The following is a 19,624-nucleotide window of genomic DNA, read 5'->3' on the forward strand; positions in this document are numbered from 1 at the left end:
AGCAAGCGGTATGCAATTTCCATTCTATTGGGTATAGTCGTACCTGTAACGGACAAATTATGAAATTTGTTCTCACTTCATATACTGAGGTACCGAATGAAAAAATTCTTGTTATTGAGCTGTCTGGTTTTCACCCTTACCTCCGCCTTGTTTGCATCTGCATACTACGACAAGGGGAGTCAGTTGTTTTCTTTCAAAGTTGGAACCACTGTGCCGGCTTTTACGTATTTCATGAATACGAATGAGTTCGTGTCCGGCCCGGGAGAAGGAAATACGGGAGCCAAGGTAGGGGGATATGGAGCGATCAGTTTCCAGGTATTCAATACCCAGCAAACAGCCCTCGGTGGAGAAATCGGCTATAATTTCAACTTCTCAGCTGCCAATGTTCTCTTCACTGCGGTTCCGTTTTATGCGAAATACTCAATCTTTCCGGTCCAAGGCCAATGGGATATTCCCATTTCGTTTGGGTTGGGGGGAGCATACATCAAATACAATGATGCATCATTGATGACGTTGTTTGCAAATATGGAGTTTGGATTCACCTGGTACCCCGCCGATCATTGGGGCTTTGGGCTGAATACGGGATTTTGGGTAATTCCTGAGTTCAACTATGATGAACAGTTGCAAAGTGATAATGCTCTGGCAGGATTCGTTCCCATCACCCTTTCGATTACATACAGACAATAAGAGGTAGGCACATGCAGTCAAAAACCATCAAATACACAATTCTTCTTATTCTCGCTTCCCTGCTTTTGGCAACGGGTTGCAACGCCGATGCCTCTGCCGGTTTATTTAGACAGATCAGTGAGTCAAGTGCGCCGATTGGGATCGTGTACAGGCAGTTATTAGGATTCAATACCGCAAAGGATACCCTTTTCTATCGTACCGTTGATGGCATTTATTCAACGGATTTGAGTACCAAATCCACCCTGGTTCAAAGTTCTGAAGGCAATCTCATTCAAGCGGCCTATTACAATGCAACAAAACAAAAAGTGTTGTATCTCAGTAATGCAGATGCAGATAAAATCAAATGGAAAGATACTGCTACCCAAGGTGAATTCAGCCCAACTTCCACTTCGATCAGTAGCAATTCCTCCTTGCGGAATCTGTATGCAAATGGTCTAGTCATGATGAAAGGTTTGGATGCATCCAGCAATAAAGTCTTTTCTTTGCTGCAATATGATGAATTATCCGATTCAATCCCCGCTGCACCAAAAGTAGATTTTACCGGGATTAACGACTATAGTCTGGGCTCGGTGCTTCAGATGACAGGAAGAGAAACTGAAGCGGTTTCTCCTGCAACTCCTATCATCGTTTCTTTTGTCAATACAGATTCCTCATATATACATTATTATTTCGATGGTACTACAAAGACCGAACTCAGTTCAGCTACCTTCGGCTCCATCCGTTTTGCTGGTTTTTCCTTGATTGACGGTACGTTGTATATCTTGTCTACGAATGGTGAATTGTTCGGGGGAACGGTTGGGGGTACCTTTACGAAGATGTATGATGCTTCGAAAACCTATGATGAATATGCGTTCATGTATGCGGTAACAGATGGAAGCAATACGCATATCATCACCAAGCCATCCAGTGCAAGTGCATCTTTGTATATATTCAGCTTCGCAAAAAATGATACAAGCAGCACGAATGTCTCTACTGCATCGATCCGCTATGGATACGGAGAATATCTTGATTCTGCAGACATTGTCAGTGCCTACGTGATCAGCCCCAATATTGCAACTGCGAATTCTGCGATATCCAGTATCACCCATACGTTATTGGTTGCCACCAACACCAATGGAATGTATAAGATTGAAATTGAATCAGGTACAGCATCCAGCAACGACACCACCAATGGGACCACTTCCGAATCAGAGGCTTATACATTCTAGAAGGAAGATCCAAAAAAAATGGCCGACATCTTTTCATGGTGTCGGCTTCTTTATGTTAGTTCATCCAACTGTCCTTGGTATCAAACACTTGGTAATGCTGTTTGTCATCCATCACCACTTTGACCAATCCATCATTAAGTGTCAAATGATATTCGGCACCATACTTCTTGTAGGTATTGTATACGTTTATGCTATCGAATTGGTCCTGCATGGCAACCACAATTTTAGCACGCATATTCTTGATCCATCTGAGGCTGTTTGATGTATCGGCGCCATGATGGTTGGCTTTGATCACATCCGATTGCAATGTTGTGCCATACTTGTTGACCAACGTACGTTCCTGTGCAATATACAAATCACCGGAGAACCACACGCTTGACAGCCCGTAGGAAAAACGCATCGCCAGGGATGCATTGTTTACGAACTGCGTGGAATTATCAGGATAATTCTTTGGATAGGTAATGGTCTGAGAAGGATTGAAAATCTTGATGGTAATGGATGACCCGAATGAGAATGAATCACCTTCTTCCAAATATGTGACAGGGATATGGTACTGATCGATCGTTTGCACAAACGCTTTATATATATCCGTCGGGTATTCCAATTTCGTACGGTATACCCGGTCAATCGGGAATTTTGCCGCTACAGACGGGAAAGAACCGATGTGGTCGATATGTGGATGGGATGCCACAAAGTAATTGATGCGTTTCACACCAAGTTTGGTAAGCGCATCGATTACCTGCGGCGCGCTTTCAGGATGTCCACAGTCGAGCAACATCACCTTTCCCTCAGGGCTGATCAGAATAGTGGCATCACCACTCTTATCCTCGGCCGTAGGGCTTACTTCCAGATCCAGAAAATACAGAGCAAGTTTTCCTGGTTCTGCAGTCAGAAGCGATGTATCGGCAAACACTCCAATTGTCATGCACAAAAAGACTAGTGTCAGCAGTATATATCGAACACTTGTTTTCATATCCTCAACCTTTGGCCAGCAAGGTGAGTACATCCTCACAGTAATTGGTGATGATCCCATCAACCTGCCAGTCCATCATGGAACGAAGCATGCCGAGATCATTGACGGTCCAGACATTCACCCCAACCCCATGCGCTTTGCATTCCTCAACGGCAGCCTTGGTAAGCGTCGATCCATCCGGATGAAAATATTCCACTCCGAACAAATTCGCATACTGGCCTGCATTACCCAAACCACGACTGCCGACCAAGAAAGCACATCGAATCGAAGGTTCCAATCGCTTCATGGTAATAACCGACCCGTGATTGAACGAACTGATGATTGTCTGTTCCACCAAGTCATGTTTTTTGAGTAAGGCAAGCACCTTCTCCTCTATTCCGGGATAATAATACAGATTCGTCTTTACCTCGATGTTTGTGGTAACGCCGTGCCTTTTCGCCCAATTACAATACTCATCCAAACTGGGAATAGGCTGGAACATATCTGCATTGCCTGCGTTCACTTTTTGCAATGCCTTACATGAATAATCCCGAACAAATCCTTTGGCATCGGTAGTACGGTCCAACGTCTCATCATGGATGACCACCAACTTCCCATCCTGAGAAAGATGGACATCCAATTCAATCGCCTTGCAGCCTGCTTTGGCGGCCATCTCAAAAGCATACATCGTATTCTCAGGATACAAACCACTGTATCCTCTATGGGCAAACACATTCATATAAATTTCTTCCTATTTCATCGCCGTCTTTTCATAGCCAGTAAGCATGTATTTCTGGAAAATGAAGAACAAGATGATGACCGGAAGCACGGCCATTACCGCTCCTGCCATAATCTCGTGGTTGTTCATGGTATCAAGGCCTGCAAATGTATTGCGTAGATGCACCAACCCGACAGTCAGTACCCTTCGTGCTTCGTTCTTTGCAATGATCTTCGGCCAGAAATACGAGTTCCACCCATTGGTGAAAGTAACCAACGTGATCGTGATCAGCGTTGATTTGCACATCGGCACCAACACCTTCGTAATGATGCCGAGTCTTCCCATACCATCCAGCTTGGCGGCTTCGATGTAAGAGTCATCCACCGTCAGGAAGGCTTGACGCATCATGAAAATATAATAGGGAGATACCATTTCAGGAAGGATCAAACCAAGGAAAGTATCCGTCAATTTCCAGTTTGCAAACATGATGTACAACGGAATGAAGGTAACTTGCAGAGGAATCATCAAGGCACCCAGAACCAAAAGGAAAATAACCTTTTGGCCACGGAATCTACCTTTGGAGAATCCGTAGGCGGCAAGCACTCCGGTAACCACTTGGCTGAACAGAATTCCAGCCGTCATCACAACGGTATTGTAATAATACTTGTTGAAATTGGCTTTCCCGAGCACATTGGTATAGTTTTCAAAATGCCATTCCCTCGGCCAAAAAGTCGGAATGGTCAAAAGTATCTCTTCCTGGCTTTTCACTGAGGAGATGAACATCCAATACAGGGGGAACAACATGAATATGGTTGCAGCAATTGCAATGGTATATTGCACGATGGTTGTGATGCGTCTTCTATTGATCGCCTGCTTGTTCAAGAGCATTGCCGTTTCGCTTTGATTGGTATTATGCATCATAATTCACCCGCTTATTCGAAACTTTCATCGTTGCAGCAGTGATCGCCAAGAGGATGATGAAGAAGAATACCGCAGTAGTAGATGCGCGATCCATGCGGAAATCTTCCATCGCATACTTATAAATCATGAATACGATGACTTCCGTCGACCGGTAGGGACCACCGGCTGTCATGACATCCACTGATTGGAATACCTTCATTGCAGATATAAACGTGGTCACAAACAAGAACAATGTAGTAGGCGAAAGCAACGGCAAGGTAATACGGGTGAATTGCACCCACTTGCTTGCCCCGTCTATGGAGGCTGCTTCATAATATGTTTTGCTGATACCACGCATGGATGCTATGTAGATCATCATCCCATAGCCAACTGTTCTCCAACCGGTGAGCATCAAGATGGAAAACAGGGCCCTGTTCCTATCCCCAAGCCAATTCACCCTATCCTTTCCCAGTTGTTCCAGAAAAAAATTGAGGATACCGTTCTGTGTATTGAGTATCCAGATGAACACTACTGCAGCACTGGACATGGCCACATATTTCGGCAGGAAGACCAAAGCTCTCATGATTGAAAAAGAGGAAGTGATCCGATTGAACACGAGTGCAAATATCATTCCACCGACTATGGTTATCGTCAATTCTCCCAACGTATAGAGGGCGGTGACTTTCAACGAATTCAAAAGATATTTTGTTCCTGAACCTTGGAACAACCAAGTCCAGTTCTTGAGTCCTACATATTGATAATTGTCGTTGATGAGATTCCAGTTGGTGAAGCTGATACGAATGACCTGCACCACCGGATAATACACGAATATGCCCAGAAAAAGCAAAGCAGGGAGAACAGTTGCAAAGTCCTTCCCTTCTCGGATTCGTATATGCATTGAGGGTTGTGGTTTCATGATGTTGAACATCCTTCATCTCTGCAAGAAACGATGCCGTCCAGATTATTCTGGACGGCAGATACTACGATTGTCACCTATTCAGAGTCAGCGAGTACTTCGTTGATCTCGTCAGCCATATACCCAAGCTGGGTATCGACATCCTGACCCTCGATCATGATCTGATCAAGATAGGATTTCCAAATTGTCGCCAATTGGTTCCAACCCGGATGCTGGATGCGAGGATTGATCTCATCCAGATTGTCGAAAATTGCCTTGAAAGCAGGCTTCCTCTGCAGGAAAGCTTTTCCTTCCTCATTGGTAAGTACAGAATTTCTGGTCGGGATGTATCCCGTTCCATCAGCCCACTTCATATTGACATCTTTTCCGATCAGGTACTGCAGGAACACCCATGCGGCATTCTTGGTCTTCTGATCATTCTTTGCAGGAATCAGGAGAACACTGCCCCCGATCTCACTCTTCTTGGTAGCGCCGGCGGGAAGCCAAGCCATTCCAACTTCAAAGTCCTTGACCAAATTGGTGTAGGTGTTATACAGCGAACTGGTGTGGATGACGGAGAACGTCTTCTGGTCGATGAAGTTCTGCCGCATGTTGGAAGAGGCACTCGTCCCGGAAGCCCAGTACGTATAGCCTTTCTTCACCCAATTCTGGAACTTTTTGGTAAGATCAGTGGAAATCGGACCGGCGAGGTCGGTGGTGACTCCATCATCGTTGATGATCTTAACGCCGCTGTTCAAGAAGAAGGTCTCAAAATACCACTGATCCCAACCGGGGATGATCGTGGCCCAACGGGTAGTGGTTCCATCTGCGGCGATCTTGGAAGCTTTCTTCATGAATGCATCCAGATCATCGATCTTTGCAGGAATCGTGATCCCTTCCTTGTCCGCCATCGTCTTGTTGTAATACATGACTTGGGTGGAAATCAGGAACGGCACGGTCACCTGTTTTCCTTCATAACTGGTTGCTTCGATCAAACCCTGTCCGAAGTCATCAATATCATACCCGGTGGCTTTGATGTAGGGGGTAAGATCTTCGGTCAACCCGCCTTTTCCATACTCGGCGACATACGGCGTGTTTGCAGCACTGAGGGCCGGAAGTCCGGTTCCTGCAGCATGTGCCGCTACAAGCGTCTCATTGAGCGTCGTATAGTTGCCGATGTACTTTGCTTCAACCGTGATCAATGGATGCGTTGCATTGAAATCCCCAACAATTTCATCCACCAACGGCCAATACTGCTGTTCAAGAGCATGCCACCATTCAATGGTGATAGGTTCAGTCACTTCATACGAAACCGCAGGTTTTGCCGGTGCAGCAGCCTTCTCAGGTGCTCCTGTCGCAAATACCATACCCATGCTAAGAAGAGCGAGTACCGTGAGCAGTACAATTTTCTTCATGCAATTCCTCCTTGTGTGGGTGTATCCCACAAAATAGTCTACGGTGCACTGGAGTGTATGTCAAAGAAAAATTGTAAATAAACACGTAATAAATTGTTAATTTACTGCTAATTACCGTATATATTTTAACTATTTTTAAGCAAGTGCGCAGTATGAATAGGTCTTAAACCTTGGTAATAAAAATAGATGCATCCCAAATTTGTTCTCTTTGATACAATGATCGGAGGAACAGAGAAGCCAACATACACAACGGGCCTGCTGAAAAGAGTATGGTTATTGGGAAAAAATACAGGAGTGTAAGAAAAAGAAAGAAACAAAGCAAAACCGTCAAGCTGGTGGCCGCATGCTTGAAGGTCATGATGAACGTTATATGCACAAGTTTGCTGAATGAGGTATGCATGATTGCAGTCAGGGCAAAGAATTGTGTGCTGAAAAGCAGTACTATCAAAAAAAGGCCCAAAGCGACGAAAAATAAAGAAGGAGCAAATTGGAGGAAGAAATATGCATCAAAGGTAAGGAATGCAGCAAGGGCCGCCATAAGGAGAAACCCTAATGTGGACTGTTTGAACGTTCGTCTGAATGCGGAAAAATAGGTTCTTAAAATATACGCTTCCCTTCCCTCCAATACAGCGAAGCAATATGAATACAAGGCACTGGTTGCGCATCCAATGGTGATGATCGGAAGGCTGCAGACAATCCAAAGCAGGCCAGCAAAGGCAAGGTAATACAATTTCAGCAAAAACGACCATACTGCATTATCCGGATCAAAAATTGCGTTGATATCCATAGTACCTCGCATCCTCTTGCGTTTCTTGTCGTATCGTTTCAAGTATGATAGGCTGTTTGCTTGTGCGAGGCAACCAGATGAAACCAATACGACGACCATCCATTCGAACCAGTATGCTCGCCCTGTTTCTTTCGGCGCTGTTGATCGTCTATGGCTGGGATCTCTGGACCCAACATACCAAGCAGATTGTGCTTCAGCTCTTCATTGCCAATGACGAGCAGAACAGAATGCCGGAAAAAACCGTGGAACAAGACTTGTCGAAGTTCTTTTCGCTTGAGCAGAACCAAAAAGTGGCCGTTGATGACTCCTTGTATATTACATTCGGAGTCCAGGACCGCTATATCGAAGCAAGCCTGTCAAAACTATACGCGTATATGGCTGCCAAGGAATTGGATGTCCTGATCGCTCCCCGAGCAGTTGCTGAACACTATGTTGCAGCATTGCCATTTCTTGATATCCCTACGCTTCTTGCCAACAGAGCCGATTTGCTGGAGATCGTACATGATTCATTGGTGAAATCAGAAGGGAAAGAAAAAGCGTATCTGCTCGATCTTTCCACCAGCAGATACGCTCATTCCGATGCTGACACCCTGGTGATTCCCGCCAGCGCACCGCACAAGGAGGCGATCATTCAATTCCTCTCGTATCTCTACAGCATGCAAGACTGAATGCTACCGGTCTCCCCTGACTTCATGCAGGATATCCCGTACCTCAGGATCGGAGAACTGTTCATCGATTTCCTCAGAACTCAATCCAAGGAATTCATGACAGTTATAATGAATCCACCGCTCATCCTCCACACTGTTCAGTATATGCTTACGGCAATAATAATCGGGTTGGATCGGAAGCGGTTCTTCCTTCTTGTACAAGGGGACCTTGTAATCATAGACGGCGATTTTCAGATCCTCACGGGGAATTCCTTTCTTCATGATGATCTTTCCCAAAGCATTTACCGTCTTACCGGTATCAAAGATATCGTCAACCAATAAAATCTTGTCTCCGGTACGAAGATGTTCCGGTGAATATGTCCAGCCATCAACCATTACATTGGTCTGACTGCGTAAATACCCATAGGAACGGGCAACCACAGCCGCGTAGAAAACCGGACGACCCTGTTCGCGTATTCTGATCATCTTATAGTATTCGCTGAATACGTTCGCCATGTAAGCACCACCTCGTAGGGAGGCGTAAATAATATCGGGAACAAAATGATCATCCTTGTACATGTGATGTGCAAGTTTCAAGGCGCTGTCCCGAATGGAATCACAACTGATAAATTCCTTAACCACCATATAATCTCCCTACCGACTAGAGTACCGTCAAAATTTCCAAACCATCCTTTGTACAGGCAACAGTATCCTCAAAATGAGCAGATGGCAACCCATCGAGGGTAACCACCGTCCAGTCGTTGGACAGGACTTTGATTTTATGTGTCCCCAAATTGATCATCGGCTCAATAGCCAATACCATTCCTTCCCTGATCCTTGGATTGGGTAGGTATGAACTTACATAGTTGGGAATCTCCGGTTCTTCATGGACATCCAGTCCCACGCCATGCCCGCAATAATCACGCACGACGCCATAGCCGTATTTATGGGCGTATTTGTAGACTGCCGAACCAATGTCCTGAATCCGTGCACCCTTCTGGGCTGCCGCATCTATGCCCAGTTTCAGACATTGCTCGGTCACCTCACAAAGCTGACGATACTCATCCTTTGTCTTGCCGATAATGAATGTCCGAGCCATATCGGAATAATGTCCATTGAGATTGATGCCGAGATCGACATCAACCAGATCTCCTTCCTTGATGATCGTCTTCCTGGAAGGAATGCCATGAATGACTTCCTCATTGACCGAAATGCAGGCGGTCGCCGGAAAGCCCTCATAGTGAAGAAATGCAGGAACACCCTTATGCTTAACAATGAATTGATAGCAAAATGCATCAATGTCCAAGGTGGACATGCCGGGTTCGATAAACGTTGACAAATCCTGCATCAATTGTGCAGTCAGATGACAAGACTCACGGATTCGTTTGATCTGTTCCTCAGTCTTCAGTCGTATCATGCCTATGTTGCTCCGTAATTGGGAAAAGTTGCTTCTGCATCGTATCAAGAATGCCGTTGATGAACTTGTAATTGACTTCCGTTGAAAAGTCCTGACTGAGTTTCACCGCCTCATCGATGACGATATGGGGATGAATATCCTCAAAGAGCAGGCAGAACACACTGATCCGCAAAATATTCCGATCGACGATATCGATGCGTTCCAATGGACGATTCAACGAATATTTACTGATGAGATCGTTGATCCGTTCCAAGTTCTCCAACGTACCTCTCAATAAATACATTCCATAGACTTTTACCTCATCCTCAAGCTGTTCGTATTCCTCTTCGGTAATACCACTGAACAGAAGCGGCAGGTTGGCCTCAGCCAGCTCATGGTTGAAATCCATGGCGTAGAGCGTCTGTAATGCCAATTCTCTAGCTTTATGTCGTGTCTTCATCTTACTTCTTATACAGGATATTGATCGTAGCGGACTTGCGAAGATCATCCACCAAGCTGTTGATTGCTGAATAATAGGCTTCCTGTCGTTTCGTATTGGTCAGCTGGCTGGTGATGTAATCACGGATAGTGGTGGTAGTATTGGGACTGATCGCATCATTCAACGCAAGGATTTTCGTTTCATTATACGCTAGGACTTTCAGGATATGATAGCCGGTCTTGGAGGTGACCACATCACTGGTAGATCCCACCTCAGTGGTAAAGGCCACATCAAAGAAGGTCTCGCCCAATCCGTTCATGGCATCCTTATTATCCATGGTAAGCCAACCGATATCCCCTGCCTTGTTTTTGCTCTGTAGGTCCTGTGAATAATCGACCACTGCCTTTTCAAAGGTGAGTTGACCGGATTTGATCTTTGCTGCCACATCCTCGAGCATTGCCTTGTTTTTTGCATTGGTCGCATCATCCTGCGCAAAGGGAATATAGATATGACTCAGCTTTACGGTCTCTGGACTGACAAACTGAGTCTTATTTTTTCGGTAGAAGGAATTGATCTCAGCATCACTAACCGATATCGGAGCATTGAGAATGTCCGCCTTTTTCATGCGCACATACGAATCAACCAACAACTGTTCTCCCAACATCTTCCGGTAGGCGTCAACCGATCCGAAATTATTGGAAATTACCTGGGCGAATTCCTCATCACTGAGCTTCTGGTTGTACGTAGCCTCAAGACTCGACTTCTGTGAAGCGTAGGCACTGTCGATCATGCTGTCGGTAACTTTGACGCCATCCCTGGCCGCTCCCTGACGAAACAATTCATTGTTGATCAATAGACTCAATACCTGCAACGGATCTACGGTACTTGGGTCTTTTCCAGCTGCTGTGGCACTATCCTGATATTTCTTTACTTCTGCATCCAAATCCGCCATCGTGATAGGGGTGGTCTTGGTCAGACGTACGGTGGCAGCAGGGGCGCCAATCGTGGCAGCTCCCAGTGAAGAAACTGCAAACAAGATAAGCACCAACACAATTGCACTACGTTTCATATACAGTACTCCTAACGTATTCATTCTCACAAGGTACTACCTTGGAAGCAGAGAATCAATCAAATCTGAAGATGTTTGCCGACTGCACGGGCGAAATCAGCCTTGGAAAGGATTTCACTCTTCTTCAGGAACATCCCTTCCTTCTCCATCGCTTTCATCAACGTCTGCAAGGTCTTCATGGAACGAATCCCCCCCTTGGTGATGAATGCCATGCATCGTTTTCCGGAAATGGCACCGGCGGTCTTGAGAAAGCTTTCCACCATAGAAGGAATTTTGCCGCCGAAGAACGTCGTGTTCTCTGTTCCAATGACCAAATAATCATAGAAGGAAACGATTTTTGCTCCTTCAAGGGACATATCCAACACATCGACCATATGACCTTGTGCAGCAATTCCCTCACTGAGCGCTTTTGCGATTGCCTTCATCTTCTCATTGCCTTTGGCTGCCGGTGCATAGAGAACACAAACTTTCATAAAAACTCCCTTGAAACACAGCTACCGACCGCACTGCTGCGGCCGGTAGTCAATTGTAATGAAGCAGCTACCGTCCTAGTTGGCGGCAGTTGGGGCTGTACTGGCAGGAGCAGTTTCACTTGTCTTCCACCAATCAGTCGTCTGCTGTACCTGATCTGTCGTTACGGAATTAAGCAGGGTATCTTGAGACGGAGTCTTGTTGGCAAAAGCTACGACTAGTGCCAATACCAAGAAAAGCGCCGCAAGTGTCGCAGTGGCCTTATTTACCACGCTACTGGCATGAGACCCGAATGCAGTATTGCTACCACCTCCGAAAATGCCACCCAATCCTTCACTCTGCTCATCCTGAACTGCTACCAGGAAGATCAAAAGCAGGCTGACAATCACAAACAAGACCAACAAAATAATGCTCAAAACACCCATTTCTTTACTCCGCTTACTTATCGAACTGTACAATCGGAAGGAATTGCTCAACGGAAAGTGAAGCCCCTCCTACCAATGCACCATCGATATGCTCCTTGGACATCAAGGCTTTCGCATTCGAAGCCTTTACTGAACCACCATACTGTATAATGAGCTCTTCTGCAACACCCTTTGTGTAGAGTTTTGCGACAAGAGACCGAATAAAAGCATGTGCAGCATCAGCATCCTCAGGGGTTGCCGTCTTTCCCGTTCCAATCGCCCAGACCGGTTCATATGCCAAGGTGATGTGTTTCATCTGATCGGCGGAAACACCTTTCAACCCCTCGGTGACCTGTCTGGTCAGCACTTCCTCAAGCTTTCCGGCTTCACGCTCGGACAGGGTTTCCCCGATGCACAAATCTACATCCATTCCCTGTTCAAGCGCCAATACCACTTTTCGGTTGATGAACTGATCACTTTCTCCATAGAGAGCCCTTCGTTCGCTATGGCCGAGAATGACATTGGTTACTCCCAGATCCTTGAGCATCAAGGCACTCACTTCGCCGGTGTAGGCACCACTGAGGTTGTCACTCATATTCTGAGCGGCAACAATAATGGAAGAGCCTTTCACCGCTTCCAACACGGCGGGAATTGTGACAAACGGGGGTGCGATCATAACCTTGGTAGAGGTACCTTCAAGTGCCTTTGCAAGAGCTTTTGCAAAGGCGGCACCTTCACTCGGTTTCATGTTCATCTTCCAGTTACCTGCAATATAGGGTTTTCTCATCTTATTTCTCCAAAGCTTTGATGCCGGGAAGTACCTTCCCTTCGAGGAACTCGAGGGATGCACCGCCACCGGTACTGACATGACTGATCTTATCCGCCAAATGGAATTTGTTGATTGCCGCCACACTGTCTCCACCGCCGACGACGGTCGTAGCATTGCTGTCTGCAAGAGCCTTTGCAACCGTCAGCGTACCTTGTGCAAACGCATCGAACTCAAACACGCCCATCGGACCGTTCCAAACGACACTCTTGGCCTTGGCGACCGCTTTTACGATCAGATCAATCGTTTTCGGACCAATATCCATACCGATCAGATTCTCAGGAATATTCACATCATCAACAGCAACAACTGCTGTATCTTCCTTGAATTCGGCACCACACAGATGATCAACGGGAAGAATGACTTGTACGTTCTTTTCCTTTGCCTTTGCCAGGAAGGAAGCAGCCACATCCTTGTATTCTTCCTCCACCAGGCTCTTGCCGATTGCATGACCTTGCACGGCAAGGAAAGTATAGGCCATACCACCACCGATGACGATGGTATCACAGGTGCGGACCAGACTTTCCAGAACACTGATCTTGCTGGAAACTTTGGAGCCCCCGATGATGGCGACGAACGGCTTGTCCGGATTTTCCAACAAGGGCGCCATGAATTTCACTTCCTTCTCAATGAGGAACCCTGCATAGGACGGAAGATAGTGTGCCACACCTTCCGTGGATGCATGAGCACGGTGCGCAGTTCCGAATGCATCGTTGACATACACATCGCCGAAAGAAGCAAGTTTCTTTGCAAATTCAGGATCATTGGCTTCTTCTTCCGCATAGAAACGGACATTTTCCAACAACAGCACTTCACCCTTCTTCAGAGCCTTGACCTGTGCCTCCACCTCGGGACCAATAACATCATTGGCGAGGATCACTTGTTTGCCCAGCAACTCAGAAAACCGTTTGGCGATGGGAGCCATGGAAAATTCCGGGTTTTTCTTTCCCTTGGGACGACCGAAATGGCTCATGACCACCACGGCAGCTCCCTTGTCCAGCAGATACTGTATGGTGGGAAGTGCGGCTTCGATACGGGTGTCATCCGTTACCACCCCATCTTTCAAGGGTACGTTGAAATCAACGCGAACCAAGGCTTTCTTGTTGGAGAAATCACATTCCCGAATAGTATTAAGAATCATAACTTACCTCTTTTGATCGGTATAATCATCGTTTCTCTTCACCAGCAAGGAAATCAGGCCTGTTTTTGACAGGCCTGATCATCCATTGCACTAAATTTATTTCACCAGCTTTCTGGCAAGATCGACAACACGGGTGGAATACCCCATCTCGTTGTCATACCAGCTGACGACCTTGAACATTCTCTCGCCCATCTTCATGGTCAAAGAGGCATCAAAGATCGAAGAGTGGTTGTTGCCTACGATGTCGTGGGAAACAATCGGATCCTCGGTGTACTCAAGCACATAGCTCATCGGACCCTCGGAAGCCTTCTTCATTGCTGCATTCACGTCCTCAACCGTAGCATCCTTTGCAAGGGTAACCACCAAGTCCACAACCGATCCGGTCGGAGTGGGAACGCGCATGGCCATACCGTTGAGCTTGCCCTTCAGAGCGGGAATAACCTCACTGACGGCCTTGGCGGCACCAGTGGTGGTCGGGATGATGGATACTGCGCCGGCTCTGGCCCTTCTGAGGTCCTTGTGCGGCTGATCCTGCATGACCTGGTCATTGGTATAGGAGTGGACGGTGGTCATCAAACCCTCGACAATGCCAAAATTGTCATTCAAGACTTTGGCAAGCGGAGCCAAGCAGTTGGTGGTGCAGGAAGCATTGGAATATGCCTCGAGGCTGTAATCAATCTGATCATCATTTACGCCGCAAACAATCGTCTGTTCGATCTTATCCTTGGCAGGAACGGTGAGGATGACTTTCTTGGCACCAGCCTTGATATGATCCTTGTAACCGCCCTTCGGGCTTTCGGCCTGCGTGAACACACCGGTGGACTCGATGGCTACATCAACCCCAAGCTCTTTCCAGGGAAGCTCTGCCGGATTGCGGAGAGCAAAAACAGGAATGGACTTACCATCAACGACGATGGCATTCTCTACAGCCTTGACACTCTTGGGATATACTCCATAGTTGGAATCGTATTTCAGAAGGTGAGCCAGAGTCTTGGGATCAGTGAGGTCATTGATACCTACAATCTCAATGTTCTTGTCTTCAAAAGCAATTTTGAAAACATTGCGTCCGATTCTTCCGAAACCATTGATTGCAATTTTCATTGTTTGTTTCCTCCGGGAATTCTTATTGTGTATCGATATTAATATACTGTTTTCCTTTATACAGGGTCAACGTATATCCTTACGTTTTGACAACCAATTTCAATTGGTTGATCTTATGCCCGTCAATATCCTCGACGGTAAAAATGGCTTCATTATCCTCGACCGATTCATCCTTGAGCGGGATTCTTCCGAATAATTCGAAGACATACCCTCCCAGTGTCTCAAAATCTTCCTCAGCCAAATGAAGTCCAATCGCTTCGTTCACTTCCTCAATGGAAGTACGAGCTTCCACGACGAAGGTGTTGTCATCCACTTTGTGGATTCCATCATCCTCATCCTCATCAAATTCATCCTGAATGTCCCCTACGATGACTTCCAGGATATCTTCCATGCTGATGATTCCACTCACCCCACCGTATTCATCGATGGCAATGGCAATATGCACCTTACGCAATTTGAATTCGCGAAGCAAATCATCAAGATGCTTACTTTCCGGGATGAAATAGGGCTTGCGCATCAGAGCCTTGACATTGAACTCTTTTTCCACCCCATGGCGGAGGATGTCTTTTGCATACAGAACACCGATGATGTTGTCAATCGTCTGTTCGTATACCGGATACCGGGAATAGCCCTGCTCCTGAATGACGTCATACAGTGCATCAAGGGTGATATCGCTGCTGATGAACTGGACATCAACCCGAGGAATCATGATCTCTTTGACCGTCTTATCCCTCAGTTCCTTGATCCCTTCGATCATGGTCTGCCGTTCTTCCAGTTCCGCCTTCGTCCGTTCCTCTCGATCACGATCCTCACGACCCATCCTGAACAGACCCTTCCATGGCAAGCTCAACGTTTGCTCCCCCTCACTTGCGCCAACAACTGCTCCTGCTTCACCAACATAGGTTCATCAGCATCATTGGTGGCATGGTCCTCACCCAAAAGGTGCAACAGACCATGAATCAACAGACGGTGCAGTTCCTCCGCAGGTTCTACACTAAAGGATAGTGCATTTCTTTTCAAGGTATCAAGGGAAATAACCATATCGCCCAATACCCGAATTTCCTGTGGAACCGGTTCCTCCTCATCGAAATGCAACTCCGGCCAACTGAAATCCTCAACTTCATCCTCCTGGACGAAGGAAAGGATATCCGTAGGTTCATCCTTATCCCGATACGTTTGATTCAATGCTTGGATCGAAGCATCACTGACAAAACTCACGGAGAATTCACAGTCATGCAAATCCAGTACCCCTGCTACCTGCTCAAGATAGGCAAGCACCATCGCCTCCGGAGCTTCATCAGTATATGCATCCAATTCATACGAGACATCAATATAATTCATATTCACCCCTACCCCTTGCTCTTCGGGTTCTCAATTTTTTCATCAGGATATTCGATGCGATGATGATCCCTTCCGATCAAAGTCTGGACGAATGCATCCTCGATATGATCCAAATCAGTCAAGGAAAGCTGGGAATCGTTGAGTTGCCCTCGTTCAATCTTTCCCATAATGATCGAATGTGCAAGTTTCTGATATTTCGAATGGTTCGGCCGCTTGATTGTTCTGCTTGCAGCTTCCACACAATCGGCGAGCATGACAATGGCGGATTCGGGAAAGGTGGGAGGATTGCCATTGTAGGAAAAATCGTCCTCCTTGACATCCACACCCGCTGACTGGGCCTGCTCTTTCGCCTCATTATAGAAGAATTGGATGACATCGTTGCCATGGTGTTGGGCGATGATGTCCAGCACTTCCTGGGGAAGGCCTGCTTCCCTTCCCTTTTCCAGCCCCAGTTTCACATGGCTCTTGATGATGGCTGCCGAAAGGCTTGGCTTGATATCGTCATGCTTGTTTTCCGAACCTTGGTTCTCAATGAAGTATTCTGGATGGTCGGCTTTGCCGATATCATGAAAAATTCCCCCGACCCGGGCAAGCATCGCATTCGCTCCGATGGCCTTCGCCCCTTGGTAGGCCAATTCCGAAACATACCGACTGTGGTTGAATGTTCCCTGTGCAACCGCAGCAAGTCTTTCCAGAACCGGACTGTCGGAGAACGCCAATTCACTGAGGCGGAATGCAGTGGGAATGTTGAAGATGTGTTCACACAGCGGAACAGCCGCCTCAACGATGACCAAGGAAATCGTCAAATTGATCAGCATTCCCCCGATCAAGGGAAGCAAAGACTGCAACGGAAGACCGACGATCAGATTCAAGGCCAATGCAGCAAAACTGGTGCTCAATCCTGCATAGAACCAATTGAACAGGTCTTCCAAGCGTTTGATGGTGTACTGGAAGAAATACAGGCTCAATCCACTTACCGTCAAGGAGAAGAAGAATGTCATCGAAGTCGCCTGCGGCATCAGGGTTGCATAACAGGCAAGCAGGAAGGCTGCGACCAGGCCGAGCCGTTTCTTGCTGGTGATATGAGCAGTGAACAACGGAGCAAACAGGACCGGTAGGAAGGAATCGAGGAAGGGAATCGAATAGGATTGCAGGATCGACGTCAGAGCGAAAAGTGCCAACAGTGAGAACAGTACAGAGAAAAGCATCAAGTTCAAATAGAGGTACAACCGACGTTCTGTATGATGAAATTGAATGAATACAAAGATTGAGACACTGGTGGCAAGCAAAATGAATATGGACCGTCCGATCAATTCCAACAAGGTATAATGAAAAACATGGCTTCCAATTTTTTGCAAAAGCAACAATTGGGCTTTCGTTACCACGGTATCCTTCGTTACGATCCGTTGCCCGCGTTCCACGCTCACGGTCTGCGGAATAATCTGCTGTGCCGCCTGTGTTCTGAGCGCCAAGGTCTCAACTTCTTCATAGTGTACGTTTTCTTCAAGCAGCAAAGCCAGGGTATCCGTCAAAAGATACGGCTGGAACGAAGCATCCAGGGACAGATAAGCTTTGAATACATCTTCCAGGACTGCATACATGCGATCTTTGGTAACCGCCTGTGAAACCGATTGCTCTCTAAGCGGGTCAAGCCCCTTCATGGAAACCGTATTGTCGATGAGAAATGTAGTATAGCCATCCTGTTGTATACGACTCAGGTCCTCTCTTGTGTACAGCCCATCACTCAGAATCCGATTGCTTGCCTGCCGCAAAGCATCGAAGAACATCAGTTTCTGTTGGTCATTGAGCGATGATATCCTTCCCAGAACGTTCCCTGAGTCAGCACGGTTTTGTTCCTCAAGCTTTGATTTCAATACCTGAAACTCCTGCTCTGCATTTTCGGCGGTGATCGCCGTCAGCTCCTTGATACGTGCATAGGATTCATTGGTAGGACGCAAAGCATAGGAAAAATGCGGGAGAACCGATTTCAGGGCATCCTGAATCAGCGCATTGGTTTTCGTTTCATCGACGAATTGGAATGATGACGGAGAAAACACGTCCTCATCGGCCAACTCACCGACCTTGTAGCGGGTTCCCAGATTCTGCATGCCGATGTCCGATCGTTGGCTGCTCAACAACGGCACCAACATTGCGGTGATGACCGTCAACAGTACCAAGACGATACTCAGCCTTCGGCCCAGCTTTTTGGAGGCGACAAAATCACCCTTGGGTAGCTGACGTTTCATCGTTTCCCTCTTTGGATGGTCTGATTGAGATCGGTGGCATATGCATCGATGATATGCTGGACTATCCGGGAACGAACCACATCACGGGAATCGAACATAATGAAATCCAGGCCCTCTATCCCCGATAGTATATGCATCGCATGCACCAATCCGCTGTCCTTGTTGCGGGGAAGATCCACTTGGCTGATATCACCGGTGATGATGGCATTGGAATTCTCTCCCAATCGGGTGAGAAACATCTGCATTTGTTCCTTGGTCGTATTTTGAGCCTCATCCAGAATGACGATCGCATTCTGCAAGGAACGTCCCCGCATATAAGCAAGTGGTGCGATCTCTATACTACCGTTCTCTTCCAGCCTTCTGATATTTTGTACACTGATCATCGCCTCCATTGCATCGTACAGCGGTCTGAGATACGGATTGATCTTTTGGGCAAGATCGCCGGGCAGAAACCCGAGATTCTCCCCGGCCTCGACAATCGGTCGGGTGAGAATCAGCTTATGCCGTTTCCCACTGAGCAATAAGCTGAGTGCATAGGCAACCGCCAAAAAGGTTTTTCCTGTTCCTGCAGGACCAATGCCAAATACAATCTGGTTTTGTTCCATGCTCTTGATGTAATCCTCCTGTCGAGGACTCTTTGGATAGGCGAACCGATTATGCACCAAGATGAAAGGCCGCTCATTTTGACCTTGGATCAACAGTTCATCAATGGAATCAATATGCTTGAGACTTTGAAATTCCATAAAGATCTCAGTTTCACTGAAATAATGCTGATCCTCAGCAAGCTGTTTCAACCGTTCAAGCAATACGGAACAACGTTCGACGATACGTTCTTCCTTGCTCAAACAGGTGAGCGTAATTCCTTTTACAAACAAATCACATCCGAGCAAAGCTTCCAGATACGGCAGGTTCCGGTCATTGATGCCCAAGACCCGCTCCATCTGTTCTTCACTGGAAAACTCCACACTTCTTTCCATGCAC

Annotated in this window: 22 protein-coding genes; 3 read left to right on the forward strand and 19 right to left on the reverse strand. The window is 46.7% G+C overall.

The window, feature by feature from the left end; translation table 11 throughout:
* Positions 1-96 precede the first annotated feature (96 nt).
* Positions 97-687 carry a TP0733 family outer membrane beta-barrel protein gene (locus AB7C91_RS00820; RefSeq protein WP_332448064.1) on the forward strand — a complete coding sequence of 197 codons (591 nt, stop codon included), beginning with the start codon at positions 97-99 and terminating at the stop codon, positions 685-687.
* A 65-nt stretch (positions 688-752) separates the two neighbouring features.
* Positions 753-1,895: a hypothetical protein gene (locus AB7C91_RS00825; RefSeq protein ID WP_428588511.1), complete on the forward strand. Its 1,143-nt coding sequence runs from the start codon at positions 753-755 to the stop codon at positions 1,893-1,895.
* A 55-nt stretch (positions 1,896-1,950) separates the two neighbouring features.
* Here the strand turns inward: AB7C91_RS00825 and AB7C91_RS00830 are convergent, their stop codons facing one another.
* The 6 genes from AB7C91_RS00830 to AB7C91_RS00855 form a co-directional block, all read right to left on the reverse strand.
* Positions 1,951-2,820, reverse strand: coding sequence for a ComEC/Rec2 family competence protein (locus AB7C91_RS00830; protein WP_428588514.1), 870 nt, complete (start codon positions 2,818-2,820; stop codon positions 1,951-1,953).
* Positions 2,821-2,872: 52 nt separating this feature from the next.
* Positions 2,873-3,586, reverse strand: coding sequence for a glycerophosphodiester phosphodiesterase (locus AB7C91_RS00835; RefSeq protein WP_332448061.1), 714 nt, complete (start codon positions 3,584-3,586; stop codon positions 2,873-2,875).
* A gap of 12 nt (positions 3,587-3,598) precedes the next feature.
* Positions 3,599-4,483, reverse strand: a complete 885-nt coding sequence (locus AB7C91_RS00840) for a carbohydrate ABC transporter permease (RefSeq protein ID WP_428588517.1) — start codon at positions 4,481-4,483, stop codon at positions 3,599-3,601.
* A complete protein-coding gene (locus AB7C91_RS00845) occupies positions 4,476-5,381 on the reverse strand; it encodes a sugar ABC transporter permease (RefSeq protein ID WP_332448059.1) in 906 nt (301 codons plus the stop codon). Before AB7C91_RS00845 ends, AB7C91_RS00840 begins: the two co-directional genes overlap by 8 nt.
* Before the next feature lie 77 nt (positions 5,382-5,458).
* Positions 5,459-6,775 carry an ABC transporter substrate-binding protein gene (locus AB7C91_RS00850; RefSeq protein ID WP_332448058.1) on the reverse strand — a complete coding sequence of 439 codons (1,317 nt, stop codon included), beginning with the start codon at positions 6,773-6,775 and terminating at the stop codon, positions 5,459-5,461.
* A gap of 163 nt (positions 6,776-6,938) precedes the next feature.
* Positions 6,939-7,562: a YesL family protein gene (locus AB7C91_RS00855; protein ID WP_332448057.1), complete on the reverse strand. Its 624-nt coding sequence runs from the start codon at positions 7,560-7,562 to the stop codon at positions 6,939-6,941.
* A gap of 77 nt (positions 7,563-7,639) precedes the next feature.
* Between AB7C91_RS00855 and AB7C91_RS00860 the strand changes: the two genes are divergently transcribed.
* Positions 7,640-8,230 (forward strand): hypothetical protein, encoded by a 591-nt coding sequence (locus AB7C91_RS00860; protein ID WP_428588522.1) that lies wholly within the window; start codon positions 7,640-7,642, stop codon positions 8,228-8,230.
* 3 nt (positions 8,231-8,233) lie between these two features.
* On the opposite strand, the gene AB7C91_RS00865 is transcribed toward AB7C91_RS00860, so the two are convergent.
* The 13 genes from AB7C91_RS00865 to AB7C91_RS00925 form a co-directional block, all read right to left on the reverse strand.
* Positions 8,234-8,854 (reverse strand): phosphoribosyltransferase, encoded by a 621-nt coding sequence (locus AB7C91_RS00865; RefSeq protein WP_332448055.1) that lies wholly within the window; start codon positions 8,852-8,854, stop codon positions 8,234-8,236.
* A gap of 16 nt (positions 8,855-8,870) precedes the next feature.
* Positions 8,871-9,626 carry a type I methionyl aminopeptidase gene (gene map / locus AB7C91_RS00870; RefSeq protein WP_332448054.1) on the reverse strand — a complete coding sequence of 252 codons (756 nt, stop codon included), beginning with the start codon at positions 9,624-9,626 and terminating at the stop codon, positions 8,871-8,873.
* A complete protein-coding gene (gene nusB / locus AB7C91_RS00875; RefSeq protein WP_332448053.1) occupies positions 9,607-10,065 on the reverse strand; it encodes a transcription antitermination factor NusB in 459 nt (152 codons plus the stop codon). The genes map and nusB overlap by 20 nt, the downstream gene beginning before the upstream one ends.
* A gap of 1 nt (position 10,066) precedes the next feature.
* Positions 10,067-11,113, reverse strand: coding sequence for a peptidylprolyl isomerase (locus AB7C91_RS00880; protein ID WP_428588526.1), 1,047 nt, complete (start codon positions 11,111-11,113; stop codon positions 10,067-10,069).
* Between the two features lie 59 nt (positions 11,114-11,172).
* A complete protein-coding gene (locus AB7C91_RS00885; RefSeq protein WP_332448051.1) occupies positions 11,173-11,586 on the reverse strand; it encodes a hypothetical protein in 414 nt (137 codons plus the stop codon).
* Positions 11,587-11,661: 75 nt separating this feature from the next.
* Entirely contained in the window at positions 11,662-12,009 is a 348-nt protein-coding gene (gene secG, locus AB7C91_RS00890) for a preprotein translocase subunit SecG (protein ID WP_332448050.1), read from the reverse strand.
* Between the two features lie 13 nt (positions 12,010-12,022).
* Entirely contained in the window at positions 12,023-12,775 is a 753-nt protein-coding gene (tpiA, locus tag AB7C91_RS00895; protein ID WP_332448049.1) for a triose-phosphate isomerase, read from the reverse strand.
* A gap of 1 nt (position 12,776) precedes the next feature.
* On the reverse strand, positions 12,777-13,955 hold the full coding sequence (locus AB7C91_RS00900) for a phosphoglycerate kinase (protein ID WP_332448048.1): 1,179 nt from the start codon (positions 13,953-13,955) through the stop codon (positions 12,777-12,779).
* Between the two features lie 96 nt (positions 13,956-14,051).
* Complete coding sequence (gene gap / locus AB7C91_RS00905) at positions 14,052-15,056, reverse strand: type I glyceraldehyde-3-phosphate dehydrogenase (RefSeq protein WP_332448047.1); 1,005 nt, start codon at positions 15,054-15,056, stop codon at positions 14,052-14,054.
* 79 nt (positions 15,057-15,135) lie between these two features.
* On the reverse strand, positions 15,136-15,906 hold the full coding sequence (locus AB7C91_RS00910) for a hemolysin family protein (protein ID WP_332448046.1): 771 nt from the start codon (positions 15,904-15,906) through the stop codon (positions 15,136-15,138).
* Complete coding sequence (ybeY, locus tag AB7C91_RS00915; protein ID WP_332448045.1) at positions 15,903-16,397, reverse strand: rRNA maturation RNase YbeY; 495 nt, start codon at positions 16,395-16,397, stop codon at positions 15,903-15,905. Before ybeY ends, AB7C91_RS00910 begins: the two co-directional genes overlap by 4 nt.
* A gap of 8 nt (positions 16,398-16,405) precedes the next feature.
* Complete coding sequence (locus tag AB7C91_RS00920; protein ID WP_428588534.1) at positions 16,406-18,643, reverse strand: HD family phosphohydrolase; 2,238 nt, start codon at positions 18,641-18,643, stop codon at positions 16,406-16,408.
* Positions 18,640-19,620, reverse strand: a complete 981-nt coding sequence (locus tag AB7C91_RS00925) for a PhoH family protein (RefSeq protein WP_332448043.1) — start codon at positions 19,618-19,620, stop codon at positions 18,640-18,642. The genes AB7C91_RS00920 and AB7C91_RS00925 overlap by 4 nt, the downstream gene beginning before the upstream one ends.
* Positions 19,621-19,624: the final 4 nt, after the last annotated feature.

The organism is Sphaerochaeta sp. (assembly GCF_050256055.1).
GTDB lineage: Bacteria > Spirochaetota > Spirochaetia > Sphaerochaetales > Sphaerochaetaceae > Sphaerochaeta.